The organism is Rhizobium sp. KNZ2-6A (genome assembly GCF_056755475.1).
This window is the reverse complement of the sequence record NZ_JBNDIC010000033.1, coordinates 1-12853: the sequence shown is the minus strand read 5'-3', so window position 1 is coordinate 12853 and position 12853 is coordinate 1. Positions and strand designations below refer to the sequence as shown.

The following is a 12853-nucleotide window of genomic DNA, read 5'->3' as shown; positions in this document are numbered from 1 at the left end:
ACGATGCGATGAGCCGTCTCGATCTGACTATTCTTGTGATCGATGAAAACACCATCCGCGCCTCGATCATCGAGGAAGGTCTGCGGGAGGCTGGCCACGCGCGCGTAACGGTCATCCATGAAGTGCAGGGCGTGGCGCGCACGATCGAAACCCTTCATCCAGACGTCATCATCATCGATCTCGAAAATCCGAACCGCGACATGATGGAACATCTGTTTCAGCTGACGCGGACCGTGGGCCGGCCGATTGCCATGTTCGTCGACCGTGCCGATACGGCCTCGATCGAGGCGGCCGTCGAGGCCGGCGTTTCGGCCTATATCGTCGATGGCCTGAAAAAGGAGCGGGTGAAACCGATCCTCGATATGGCGGTCAGCCGCTTCAACGCCTTCAGCCGATTGCAGCGCGAATTGGCGGAAGCCAAGTCCGCGCTGGAAGAGCGCAAGATCATCGAGCGGGCCAAGGGTATCCTGATGAAGATGCGCGGACTTTCGGAAGAAGAGGCCTTCGCGCTGCTGCGGCAGACGGCCATGAACGAGAAGAAGAAGATGTCCGAAATCGCGCAAAGCGTCGTGACGGCAGCCGGATTGCTGATGTGAGCGCATTAAAGCCAATCCCGTCCGTCAACCACGCAGGGGAGACATCGGAGTGAATATGAGAATGCAGGCAACTCCTTTCGCCAGTGCTCGCAAGGCAGGCAGCAGCAACCCTCCCGCGCCGGCGCGCATTGCCAGCGAAGGCCAGCGCACACTGCGTGCGGGCTTTATTCCGCTGGTCGATGCTTCGGTCCTGATCGCGGCCGCGGAATTCGGCTTCGTGCACAAAGAAGGGATCACGCTCGATCTCATCAAGGACGTCTCCTGGGCCAATATCCGCGACCGGCTTGCCTTTCGCCAGTTCGACATCGCCCATATGCTCTCACCGATGCCGGTGGCGGCGATGCTGGGCCTCGGCTCCAACCCCTCGCCGACGATCACGCCGTTCTCGCTCGGCCGCGGCGGCAATGCCATCACCCTGTCGACACGTCTGTTCGAGCGCATGGGCAGCGAAGCCCGTCTTTCCGACCACGCCAGCGCATTGGAAAATTCTCAGGCGCTGGCAAAAGTGGTCAGCACGATGAAGGCGCGCGGGGAGCAGCCGCCAACGCTCGGCATGACCTATCCTTTCTCGTCGCATAATTACGAATTCCGTTATTGGCTGGCCGCAGGGGGCATCGATCCCGACCGGGACGTGAAACTCGTCGTCGTGCCACCGCCATTGACTTCCGATGCCCTTGCAGCCGGGGCCATCGATGGCTTCTGCGTCGGCGCGCCCTGGAATATGGTCGCCTCCGAACGCGGCGTCGGCCGCATCGTCGCGGCCAAGCAGGATATATGGCCCTCTGCGCCTGAAAAGGTGATCGGCATGCGCCCGGAATGGGCAGAAAGCCATCCCGAAACCGTTTCGCGCCTCATAGTGGCGCTCGACGCTGCAGCGCGCTGGTGCGACCGATCTGAAAATCATGATGCCCTTGCCGAAGCGCTTGCCGATCAGCGCTATATCGCAGCGCCCGTCGACATTATCCGCCACGTACTCTCAGGCGAGTTCAATCTCGACGCCAAGGGCAATCGTCGGGTGATCGACCGATATTTCAGCTTTCATGCCGGCTTCGCCAATTACCCGCGTCCGAGCCAGGCCCTGTGGATCTTCAGCCAGATGGTGCGCTGGGGGCAAAGCGCGCTTTCCGAGCAAAACATGACGATAGCGGCTTCGGCCTATCGACCGGACCTCTATCGGCTGGCGCTTGGAAACGGGGCCTCGCCCGATGACGCCGATATCCGCATAGAAGGCGATATGCAGAGCGATCGCTTCATGGATGGCCACGTCTTCGATCCCGCGGACATGGCGAGCTACATCGACAGCTTCGCGGTGAAAGCGGTGAATGCCGTACAATTCTCCGCCGACGATATTTAGTCTGCGCCTACGCTGCACTGCACAGAATAAGCGCAGGATTCCGAGCCGGACAGCCAGCATTCGCCCAAAACTTTAGCAGCCGCAGCATTCGCACACAAAACAGACAAGTGTAGTGCTATCTGAAATAAGTCAATAATTTCATTGCATTAGACACAATATCAAAAACTGGCACACGGATTGCTTGGTTGAATACGCCTCGGTCAACGGCGATCGAGGCACGCAATGCGCGGAAAACGCGCTCGCAAAGACACCGACGTCGCAAGGTTCTTGTCCCGAGGGCTCACCTCTCTGTCCCGGGCACATCGACCGAGCGGCGTTTTTTTTATGGCCGAAATCCACGCGTCACGAGAAAAAAAAGGGGAAACTGCAAGTGAAGAAGATCCTGTCCGGTAGTGTTACGCGCCGAAGCCTTTTGAAGACATCCGCCACGGCAGCTCTGATCGGAGCCGTCAGGACGGCTTTCCCCTCCGGCGCCTTTGCAGCCACCGCCGGACCTGAAGTGTCGGATGTAAAGCTCGGGTACATCGCGCTGACGGATGCCGCGCCGCTGGTCATCGCCAAGGAAAAAGGCCTGTTCGAAAAGCACGGCCTTGCCAACGTCGATGTGGCCAAACAGGCATCCTGGGGCGCGACCCGCGACAATCTCGTGCTCGGCGGGGCGGCAAACGGCATCGACGGCGCCCATATTCTCTCCCCGCTCCCCTATCTCATGCATACCGGCAAGGTGACACAGAACAACCAGCCCGTTCCGATGGCGATCCTCGCCCGCCTCAATTACGACAGCCAGGGTATCTCGGTCGCAAAGGAATATGCGGAAACCGGCGTCCAGCTCGATGCATCCAAGCTGAAGGCCGCCTTCGACGCGAAAAGAGCAGCGGGCAAGGAAATCAAGGCGGCCATGACCTTCCCCGGCGGCACGCATGATCTGTGGATCCGCTATTGGCTGGCCGCCGGCGGCATCCATCCCGACAAGGACGTCTCGACCATCGTCGTGCCGCCGCCGCAGATGGTGGCGAACATGAAGGTCGGCAACATGGACGTCTTCTGTGTCGGCGAGCCCTGGAACGAACAGCTCGTCAATCAGGGCATCGGCTTCACGGCCTGCACGACCGGCGAAATCTGGAAGGGCCACCCCGAAAAAGCCCTCGGCATGCGCGCCGACTGGATCGAGAAGAATCCGAATGCCGCAAAGGCATTGCTGATGGCGGTCATGGAAGCCCAGCAATGGTGCGACAGCATGGACAACAAGGAGGAAATGGCCACCATCCTCGGCAAGCGGCAATGGTTCAACGTGCCGCCCAAGGACGTGCTCGGCCGTCTCAAGGGCGACATCAATTACGGCAACGGCCGGGTCGCCAAGGGCACCGATCTTTACATGAAGTTCTGGAAGGACGGGGTTTCCTATCCCTATCAGAGCCATGACGCCTGGTTCATCGCCGAGAACATCCGCTGGGGCAAGTTCGCGCCCAATACGGATATCAAGGCACTGGTCGGCCAGGTAAACCGCCAGGATATCTGGCGCGATGCCGCCAAGGATCTCGGCGTTGCCGCATCGGATATTCCCGCGTCGACCTCACGCGGCAAGGAAACCTTCTTCGACGGCAAGGTCTTCGATCCCGAAAACCCCACTGCCTACCTCGAAAGCCTCTCGATCAAGGTAGCGTCGTGATGCCAGGCACTCTCTCCCAAGAAGGATTCGTTCAATGTCCGTAACCGCCCGCAAACAGCAAGCCGCCGTTGCGCAAGCGCCTGCTCCCGCAAAGAGCCATGTCGTGACATTGGCGGCCCGCCCCACCCGCCGCATCGAGCCAGGCCGCATTGCCGCCTCTGTCCTGCGCAGCGTCCTGCCACCTCTCGTGGTCCTCGTGCTTCTGCTCGGCATCTGGCAATTGCTTTGCGACCAGCCAGGCGCCAGCCTGCCGCCGCCTTCGCAGGTCTGGCAGGAAAGCTACGACCTCATCGTCTATCCCTTCTTCTACAATGGGCCGCAGGATATCGGGCTTGCCTGGCGGGTGCTTATCTCGCTGCAGCGCGTCGCTTATGGTTTCGGCCTTGCCGCCATCGCCGGCGTGCTGATCGGTGCGGTGATCGGCCAATCGGTCTGGGCAATGCGCGGCCTCGACCCGATCTTCCAGGTGCTGCGCACCGTGCCGCCTCTCGCATGGCTGCCGCTGTCGCTCGCCGCCTTCCAGAATTCCAACCCTTCGGCGATCTTCGTGATCTTCATCACCTCGATCTGGCCCGTCATCATCAATACAGCGGTCGGCGTTCGCAACATTCCGCAGGATTACCGCAACGTCGCCAAGGTGTTGCGGCTGAACCAGATCGAATTCTTCTTCCGCATCATGGTGCCGGCGGCAGCTCCCTACATCTTCACCGGACTGCGCATCGGGGCCGGGCTTTCCTGGCTTGCGATCGTTGCCGCCGAAATGCTGACCGGCGGCGTCGGCATCGGCTTCTTCATCTGGGACGCGTGGAATTCCTCGCGCCTGCCCGACATCATCGTGGCGCTGGCCTATATCGGCGTCACCGGCTTTGTGCTCGACCGTCTGGTCGCCGGCCTCGGCGCCGTCGTGACCCGTGGCATGACCAACAATTGAGGAGACCATGATGAGCGCCTATCTGAAGCTCGATCATATCGACAAGTATTTCGATCGCGGCGGCCAGCGTGCCGAAGTCCTGAAGGGCATCGAACTCGTCATCGACAAGGGCGAATTCGTGTCGATCATCGGCCATTCCGGCTGCGGCAAGTCGACCCTGCTCAACCTCATTGCCGGCCTCACCCCCGTCTCCGCCGGCGCGGTGCTGCTTGAGAACCGCGAGGTCAATGCGCCCGGTCCCGATCGGGCCGTGGTTTTCCAGAACCATAGCCTGCTGCCCTGGCTCAGCGTCTACGAGAACGTCAATCTCGCCGTCTCGAAGGTGTTTCGCGGCACCATGAGCAAGGCCGAGCGCCATGAGTGGGTCATGCGCAATCTCGATCTCGTGCAGATGGCGCATGCCAAGGACAAGCGCCCCTCGGAAATATCGGGCGGCATGAAGCAGCGCGTCGGCATTGCGCGCGCACTCGCCATGCAGCCGAAGATCCTGTTGCTCGACGAACCCTTCGGGGCGCTGGACGCGCTCACCCGCGCCCATCTGCAGGATGCTGTCATGGAAATTCATGCCCGTCTCGGCAGCACCATGGTGATGATCACCCATGATGTCGACGAGGCCGTGCTGCTGTCCGACCGCATCGTCATGATGACCAACGGCCCGGCCGCCCATATCGGCGACATCCTTGAAGTGCCGATCCCGCGGCCGCGCAACCGCATCGAGCTTGCTTCCGACCGAACCTACCTCAAATGCCGCGAGGCCGTGCTGAAGTTCCTCTACGAACGTCACCGCTTCGTGGAAGCCGCGGAGTGATATCATGACCCAGAAACTCGTCATCATCGGCAACGGCATGGCGCCAGGGCGCATGCTGGAGCATCTGCTCGAAAAGGCGCCCGGTCTTTATCAGGTCACGATCTTCAACGCCGAGCCGCGCGTCAACTACGATCGCATCATGCTGTCGCCGGTGCTATCAGGCGAAAAGGACTATGAGCAGATCATCATCCACGGCGACGGCTGGTACATCAAGCACGGCATCACCCTCTACAAGGGACACAAGATCGTCACCATCGACCGGGCGGCAAAGACGGTCACTTCCGATCATGGTGTGACCGAAAGCTACGACAAGCTTGTCATTGCAACCGGCTCCGTCCCCTTCATCATTCCGGTTCCGGGCAAGGAATTGCGCGGGGTCATCACCTATCGCGACCTCGATGACGTGCAGGCGATGCTGCTTGCCGCCCAATCGCGCGAAAAGGCTATTGTCATCGGCGGCGGTTTGCTTGGTCTGGAAGCGGCCGCCGGCCTCAGTCTGCGTGGAATGGATGTCACCGTTCTCCATGTGCAACCGACACTGATGGAACGCCAGCTCGACCCGGCAGCCGGCTACCTCCTGCAAAAAGCCGTCGAGGAGCGCGGCATCAAGGTCATCACCAAGGCCAACACCAAGGCGATCATCGGTGACGGCAAGGTCGAGGGGATCGAACTGGACGATGGCCGCGTAATCCCCGCCACGCTCGTCGTCATGGCCGTCGGCATCCGTCCCAATGTCGGCCTTGCCAAGGAGGCAGGCATCGCCGTCAACCGCGGCATCGTCGTCGACGACGGCATGCAGACCTCGGACGGTTCGATCATGGCGCTTGGCGAATGCGCCGAAGTCGGCGGCATGGTCTATGGCCTGGTTGCGCCGCTCTACGAGATGGCGCGTGTCGCCGCCTCGCATCTTGCCGGCGACACGAGCGCCGCCTTTGTCCACTCGGACACCCCGACGAAGCTGAAGGTCACGGGCATCGACCTGTTTTCGCTCGGCGACTTCGCCGATGGCGACGACCGGGAGGAGATCGTCCTGCGCGACGCGGCAGCCGGCGTCTACAAGCGGCTGGTGCTGAAGGACAACAGGATCATCGGCACCGTGCTTTACGGCGAGACGGCCGACGGCGCCTGGTTCAATGATTTGAAGAAGAAGGCGACCGACATCTCCGAGATGCGCGAAACCTTGATCTTCGGCCAGGCCTATCAGGGAGGGTCGCCGCTGGACCCTATGGCGGCCGTTGCAGCCTTGCCGGATGATGCGGAAATCTGCGGCTGCAACGGCGTCTGCAAGGGCAAGATCACCTCGACCATCACAGCCAAGGGCCTGACCTCGCTCGACGACGTGCGCGCCCACACGAAGGCTTCGGCCTCCTGCGGCTCCTGCACCGGCTTGGTCGAACAGCTGATGTCGATCACGCTTGGCGACAGTTACAACCCCGCCGCCATCCAGCCGATGTGCACCTGCACCGAGCTTGGCCATGACGACGTGCGCCGTCTCATCAAGGCCAAGGGGTTGAAGACCATTCCTGCCGTCATGCAGGAACTTGAATGGAAAACCTCCTGCGGCTGCGCGAAATGCCGCCCGGCTCTGAACTATTACCTCGTCTGCGACTGGCCGGATGAATATGCCGACGACTACCAGTCGCGCTTCATCAATGAGCGCGTGCATGCCAACATCCAGAAGGATGGCACCTATTCCGTGGTGCCGCGCATGTGGGGCGGCGTCACCAATTCGGGCGAGCTGCGCGCCATCGCCGATGTCGTCGACAAGTTCGAAATCCCGATGGTGAAGGTGACCGGCGGCCAGCGCATCGATCTGCTCGGCATCCAAAAGGAGGATCTGCCCGCAGTATGGGCCGACCTCGGCAAGGCCGGTTTCATCTCAGGACAGGCCTATGCCAAGGGTCTGCGTACGGTGAAGACCTGCGTCGGCTCTGATTGGTGCCGTTTCGGTACGCAGGATTCGACCGGCCTCGGCATCCGCATCGAGAAATTCATGTGGGGTTCGTGGACACCGGCAAAGCTCAAGATGGCAGTCTCTGGCTGTCCACGAAATTGTGCGGAAGCGACATGCAAGGACATCGGCGTCATCTGTGTCGACAGCGGCTTCGAAATCCATTTCGCAGGCGCGGCTGGCCTCGACATCAAGGGCACCGAAGTGCTCGGCCTCGTCAAGACGGAGGATGAGGCGCTCGAACACATCGTGGCGCTGACGCAGATGTACCGCGAACAGGCCCGCTATCTCGAACGCATCTACAAATGGGCCAAGCGCATCGGCCTCGACGAAATCCGCCGCCAGATCATGGGCGATGCCGAAAAGCGCAAGGCCTATTACGAGCGCTTCGTCTTCAGCCAGAAATTCGCGCAGGTCGATCCCTGGTCGGAACGCGTTTCCGGCAAGGATAAGCACGAGTTCAAGCCGATGGCGACGGTCGGCTTCCCGCAGGCCGCCGAGTGAGGAGATGGATATGACGACTTGGCCAAAGGAAACCTGGCATGCGATCGGCGATATCTCGGACATTCCTCTGCGCGGCGCGCGGTGCGTGAAAACCCCGCAGGGCAAGATTGCCGTATTCCGCACGGCCGAAAACGAGGTCTTCGCCATCGAGGATCACTGCCCGCACAAAGGCGGCCCGCTCTCCCAGGGCATCGTTCATGGCAAAGCCGTGACCTGCCCGCTGCACAACTGGGTGATCTCGCTCGAAACCGGCAAGGCGCTTGGAGCCGACCAGGGCGAGGTGCGGACCATTCCCGTCCGCAACGAAGACGGCGCCCTCTTCATCGCGCTCGAAAGCCTGATGATGGCGGCGGAGTGAGGATGCCTGGGAGACATCACCCCCCTCTGTCAGCTTCGCTGACATCTCCCCCACAAGGGGGGAGATTGGTCGGAGCAAGGGGCCATCTTCATCAAGCCAAGACGAGGAAATCGGCGATAGTGGCACCATGTGATCTCCCCCCTTGTGGGGGAGATGTCCCGCAGGGACAGAGGGGGGTACTCTCCCGCGCTCCAAGCTTCACGGATATGCTCCATGTCCACTGAAACCAAAACCACCTGCCCCTATTGCGGTGTCGGATGCGGTGTCATTGCTCGCGTCGATGACGAGGGAAAAGTCTCCGTCAAGGGCGATCCCGACCACCCTTCCAACTTCGGGCGCCTGTGCTCGAAGGGCTCTGCCCTTGACGAAACCATCGACCTCGACGGCCGCCTGCTCCATCCGGAAATTGCCGGCCGAAGGGCAGGCTGGGACGAGGCGCTTGATCTGGTCGCGCAACGCTTCAGCGAGACGATTGCCGAGCATGGGCCCGATTCCGTTGCCTTCTACGTTTCCGGGCAGTTGCTGACCGAGGATTATTATGTCGCCAACAAGCTGATGAAGGGCTTCATCGGCTCAGGCAATATCGATACGAACTCGCGGCTTTGCATGTCATCCTCCGTTGCCGGTCATCGCCGCGCCTTCGGCTCGGATACGGTGCCTGGCACCTACGAAGATATCGAGCTTGCCGATCTTGTGATCCTCACCGGCTCCAATCTCGCCTGGTGCCATCCGGTCATCTATCAGCGGCTGGCGGCAGCAAAGGCGGCGCGGCCGACGATGAAGATCGTCGTCATCGATCCGCGCCGAACCATGACCTGCGATATCGCCGACCTGCATCTGGCGATCCGGCCGGATGGCGACGTCGCCCTTTTCCTCGGCCTCTTCGAACATCTGATCGCAAGCAACACCATCAACCAGAATTACATCGCCGAGCATACAAGCGACTTTCCCGAGGCTTTCGCCGCCGCCAGTTCGCTGTCGTTCAACCGCGTGCTCGACCTGACCGGCCTGCCCGCCATGCAGCTTCGCGAATTCTACCGGCTGTTTGCCGCGACCGAGAAGGTCGTCACCTGCTACAGCCAGGGCGTCAACCAATCCTCATCCGGCACCGACAAGGTCAACGCCATCATCAATTGCCATCTCGCCACTGGCCGTATCGGCCGGCCCGGCATGGGGCCATTCTCGCTGACCGGCCAGCCGAACGCCATGGGCGGCCGCGAGGTCGGCGGGCTTGCCAACATGCTTGCCGCTCACATGGCGATCGAGAATGCCGAGGATCGCGACCGGGTGCAACGCTTTTGGCAATCACCCCGAATTGCCGCCAAGCCGGGATTGAAGGCGGTCGACATGTTTCGCGCCGTTGCCGACGGCCGCATCAAGGCGCTTTGGATCATGGCGACGAACCCGGTCGTCTCCATGCCGGACGCCGATGCCGTCGAGGCGGCCATCAAGGCCTGTCCCTTCGTCGTCGTCTCCGACGTCCTGCGCGAGACGGATACGACGCGGCATGCCCAAGTGCTGCTGCCTTCGCTTGGCTGGGGCGAAAAGGACGGCACCGTTACCAATTCCGAACGCCGGATCTCCAGGCAGCGCCAGTTTCTGGCAGCGCCGGGCGAGGCCAGACCAGACTGGTGGCAAATGGCCGAAGTTGGCCGCCGCATGGGATTTTCCCAAGCCTTTGCCTTTCGGACGAGTGCGGAGATTTTCGCTGAGCATGCGGGCCTTTCCGGCTTTGAAAACCAGGGCAGCCGCGATTTCGACATCGGCGCTTATGAAGAGATCACAACGGAAGACTTTGACACGCTTCCGCCCTTCCAGTGGCCGCAGCCTGCCGGATCGGCCCCAAGGCTGACACGCTTCTTTGCAGACGGCTGGTTTTATCATCCCGATCGCAAGGCGCGCTTCGTTGCCATAGAGCCGCCGGCGAGCGATCGGACCGACAGCTGCTTCCCCTTGACGCTCAACACCGGACGCGTTCGTGATCACTGGCACACGATGACCCGCACCGGCAAGAGCGCTCGTCTGTCGGCCCATATTGCCGAGCCTTTTGCCGAGATCCATCCACGTGATGCGATCGAGATCGGCGTCGCGGAAGCCGGCTTGGTCGAGATCGAAAGCCCGCAAGGCAAGGTGATCGTCCGTGCCTTGGTGACGGAGCGACAGGCACGCGGCAGCCTGTTCGTGCCGATGCACTGGAACGACAGCTTTGCCGCCAAAGCGCGCATCGACGCCGTGGTTGCCCCCATCACGGATCCGGTTTCCGGCCAGCCGGCTTCGAAGAATGTCGCCGTTCGCGCTCGCCGCTTCCAGGCGTCGCATTATTGCTTCGCAGTCTCCGCGGCAAAGCCGCGCGACCTCGATAGCGCCTATTGGGCGCTTGCCAAGGCCGACGGCGGATGGCGGACAGAACTTGCGTTCGATCTGGCACCCGACGAATGGATCGGCTGGTGCCGCGCGACATTCGATATCCCTGCCGATCTCGAACCGCTCGGCTATGCCGATGAGGCCTCCGGCGACCTGCGTCTTGCCTTCTTCGATGGCGAGCGGCTGCTTGCGGCTCTCTTCGTCGCCCGGCAGCCGGTTGCCGTGGCCCGAAACTGGGCGATCGCCCAGCTTTCAACATCGCATGGCAATCTCGGCAAGCGGTTTGCGCTGATCGCCGGTAGACCGGGAGCCGATGTCATCGACGCCGGCGCGACGGTCTGCTCCTGCTTCAGCGTCGGCGTCAATCAGATCGTCGCCGCCATTCGCGGCGGTTGCCATAGTGTGGAAGCCGTCGGCAAGGAGCTCAATGCCGGAACCAATTGCGGCTCCTGCCGCGCCGAGATCCGCACCATCATAGACGGCTGCCTTGCCGCGGCAGCCGAGTAGTTGCCAGGCTCCGAGATCCCTCGAACACGATCAATCGTCGTAGTCACCAGTTCCGCCACAAGCCGCGCGGTGCTAGAATTACAAAATTAGACGCATGATTTCGCTTTCTTTTTATACTCGGAGGAGGATGGGAGCGGATGGACGCAGCAGACCAGAAGGTTCAACTCAGCTACGGGGTCGAGCCCGGCATACGTTTTGCGGTTCTTCTCGACGGCAATGGCGGCTGTCGCGAAATCGGCGCCGCCGACCTGCAGAACTGGAAGCCGGCGGACGGCATCCTTTGGGTCCATCTCGAGCGTAATCACGATGCCGCGGCAGCATGGATAATCAGCAGTGGCGGTTTCGATCCGCTCGTCGCCGACGCGCTGCTGGAAGACGAATCCCGCCCGCGCGTGGAGCCGGTTGACGACGGCCTGCTCATCATCCTTCGCGGCGTATGCGCCGCTCCCCCTCAGGATGTCGAGGAAGTGGCCGAGGAACTGGATCTCGTGCCCATTCATGCCTGGGTGGACGAGAACCGTGTCGTGACGCTCCGCGACAGCGGACACTACATCACCGCCCTTCGCGATATTCGCCAGGCGCTGGGAAAGAACAAGGGGCCGAAGCGCACCGGCGAGCTGCTGGCGCTCGTCAGCGACAAGCTCGTGAGGGATCTGGAGCCAGTTCTTGATCAGATGGACGAGGAAGTCGACGAACTGGATGAACTGATCTTCCATGGCGAAGCCGCGGAGGTCCGCGAGCGCCTGAAGCTGCTTCGCAGGCGCGCCGTGCAGCTGCGACGCTATCTCTCGCCGCAGCGCGACGCCCTCACCCGCATCGAACACGACGACGCTCCCTGGCTTGCCGAGCGCGACAAACTCCGAATGCGCGAGGTCATCGACAAGCTGATGCGCTGCATCGAATATCTCGACGCGATCCGCGACCGGACAAGCATTCTGCACGACGACCTTTCCACCGTTATCAGCGAGCGCATCGCCCGCAATTCAAACCGGCTTGCAGCACTTGCCGCCCTCCTCCTGCCCCCAAGCGTCGTCGCCGGCCTTTTCGGCATGAATGTCGGCGGCATTCCGGGCGTCAACGACACCTGGGCGTTCGTCATCATCGTCGCCTTGGTCGCCATCACCTCCGTCATTACTCTTTACGTGCTGAAGCGCATCAATTGGCTGTGACCGTGGCGGAACCGTCGATGTCCTTGCGGCGTTCTCCGTCAATTCCCGTGGAAAGGTTATCACCATGCGCCGCCTGGCATGCCTTCTCGCAATGCTCGCAGGGCTCTATGCCGCAACACCCGCGGCCGCGGACGATAGCGGATTTCTGAAGCCGCTGAACGGCAGCTGGGTGGGGACCGGCAAGGTGCTTCGAAAGATCGGCAGCCCGCCTATCAATGTCTCCTGCGGATTCGACATCGGCACACCGGGCACTTCGATTTCGATGAACGGGAACTGCCGCGGCCTTCTCATCATCAGCCGCGCGATCTCGGCCCAGCTCACCGCTCGGGGAACCCGATATTCCGGCACCTATACCGGTCCGTCCGGCACGACGTCGCAGCTGTCGGGCAGTAGACAGGGCGATGTCATCAGTCTGGCAGTGCACTGGGCACGCCTCGTCAATGGCGATCGGGATGCCAATATGACCATCCGCAGGCAGAGCAGCGGCCAGCTGAAGCTGACGACCATCGACAAGGATCTGACCTCGGGCGAATCGGTCGTTACCAGCGAAATCAACCTGCGACGTCAATAAAAGCGCGCATGCTCCAATCCTCTGATCGGCATAGACGATGCCAATCGGCCCGAATGCCCGGCTTGCTTGAC

Annotated in this window: 10 protein-coding genes; all 10 read left to right on the top strand. The window is 61.5% G+C overall.

All coding sequences use genetic code 11. The features are described from left to right. Nucleotides 1-8: 8 nt before the first annotated feature. The 10 genes from ACPYOP_RS21370 to ACPYOP_RS21325 all read left to right on the top strand — a co-directional run bounded on the left by ACPYOP_RS21370 (nt 9) and on the right by ACPYOP_RS21325 (nt 12782). Nucleotides 9-596 (top strand): ANTAR domain-containing response regulator, encoded by a 588-nt coding sequence (locus tag ACPYOP_RS21370; protein WP_481412312.1) that lies wholly within the window; start codon nt 9-11, stop codon nt 594-596. A 55-nt stretch (nt 597-651) separates the two neighbouring features. After that, nucleotides 652-1950, top strand: a complete 1299-nt coding sequence (locus ACPYOP_RS21365; RefSeq protein WP_481412364.1) for a CmpA/NrtA family ABC transporter substrate-binding protein — start codon at nt 652-654, stop codon at nt 1948-1950. Between the two features lie 370 nt (nt 1951-2320). Continuing rightward, nucleotides 2321-3619: a CmpA/NrtA family ABC transporter substrate-binding protein gene (locus tag ACPYOP_RS21360; RefSeq protein WP_481412311.1), complete on the top strand. Its 1299-nt coding sequence runs from the start codon at nt 2321-2323 to the stop codon at nt 3617-3619. 34 nt (nt 3620-3653) lie between these two features. Next, complete coding sequence (gene ntrB / locus ACPYOP_RS21355; RefSeq protein ID WP_481412310.1) at nt 3654-4550, top strand: nitrate ABC transporter permease; 897 nt, start codon at nt 3654-3656, stop codon at nt 4548-4550. A gap of 10 nt (nt 4551-4560) precedes the next feature. Next, on the top strand, nt 4561-5358 hold the full coding sequence (locus tag ACPYOP_RS21350) for an ABC transporter ATP-binding protein (RefSeq protein WP_481412309.1): 798 nt from the start codon (nt 4561-4563) through the stop codon (nt 5356-5358). Between the two features lie 4 nt (nt 5359-5362). Beyond that, on the top strand, nt 5363-7813 hold the full coding sequence (gene nirB, locus ACPYOP_RS21345) for a nitrite reductase large subunit NirB (RefSeq protein ID WP_481412308.1): 2451 nt from the start codon (nt 5363-5365) through the stop codon (nt 7811-7813). 10 nt (nt 7814-7823) lie between these two features. Further along, nucleotides 7824-8171, top strand: a complete 348-nt coding sequence (gene nirD, locus ACPYOP_RS21340) for a nitrite reductase small subunit NirD (protein WP_481412307.1) — start codon at nt 7824-7826, stop codon at nt 8169-8171. A 213-nt stretch (nt 8172-8384) separates the two neighbouring features. Continuing rightward, nucleotides 8385-11042 carry a nitrate reductase gene (locus ACPYOP_RS21335; RefSeq protein WP_481412306.1) on the top strand — a complete coding sequence of 886 codons (2658 nt, stop codon included), beginning with the start codon at nt 8385-8387 and terminating at the stop codon, nt 11040-11042. Between the two features lie 137 nt (nt 11043-11179). Then, on the top strand, nt 11180-12211 hold the full coding sequence (locus ACPYOP_RS21330; RefSeq protein ID WP_481412305.1) for a CorA family divalent cation transporter: 1032 nt from the start codon (nt 11180-11182) through the stop codon (nt 12209-12211). Between the two features lie 64 nt (nt 12212-12275). Beyond that, nucleotides 12276-12782, top strand: coding sequence for a hypothetical protein (locus ACPYOP_RS21325; RefSeq protein WP_481412304.1), 507 nt, complete (start codon nt 12276-12278; stop codon nt 12780-12782). The last annotated feature ends 71 nt before the right edge of the window (nt 12783-12853 follow it).

Coding starts and splice junctions, on each gene's coding strand:
- ACPYOP_RS21370 (WP_481412312.1), top strand. CDS start 9: ATGAGCCGTCTCGATCTGACTATTCTTGTGATCGATGAAAACACCATC.
- ACPYOP_RS21365 (WP_481412364.1), top strand. CDS start 652: ATGAGAATGCAGGCAACTCCTTTCGCCAGTGCTCGCAAGGCAGGCAGC.
- ntrB (WP_481412310.1), top strand. CDS start 3,654: ATGTCCGTAACCGCCCGCAAACAGCAAGCCGCCGTTGCGCAAGCGCCT.
- ACPYOP_RS21350 (WP_481412309.1), top strand. CDS start 4,561: ATGAGCGCCTATCTGAAGCTCGATCATATCGACAAGTATTTCGATCGC.
- nirB (WP_481412308.1), top strand. CDS start 5,363: ATGACCCAGAAACTCGTCATCATCGGCAACGGCATGGCGCCAGGGCGC.
- nirD (WP_481412307.1), top strand. CDS start 7,824: ATGACGACTTGGCCAAAGGAAACCTGGCATGCGATCGGCGATATCTCG.
- ACPYOP_RS21335 (WP_481412306.1), top strand. CDS start 8,385: ATGTCCACTGAAACCAAAACCACCTGCCCCTATTGCGGTGTCGGATGC.
- ACPYOP_RS21330 (WP_481412305.1), top strand. CDS start 11,180: ATGGACGCAGCAGACCAGAAGGTTCAACTCAGCTACGGGGTCGAGCCC.
- ACPYOP_RS21325 (WP_481412304.1), top strand. CDS start 12,276: ATGCGCCGCCTGGCATGCCTTCTCGCAATGCTCGCAGGGCTCTATGCC.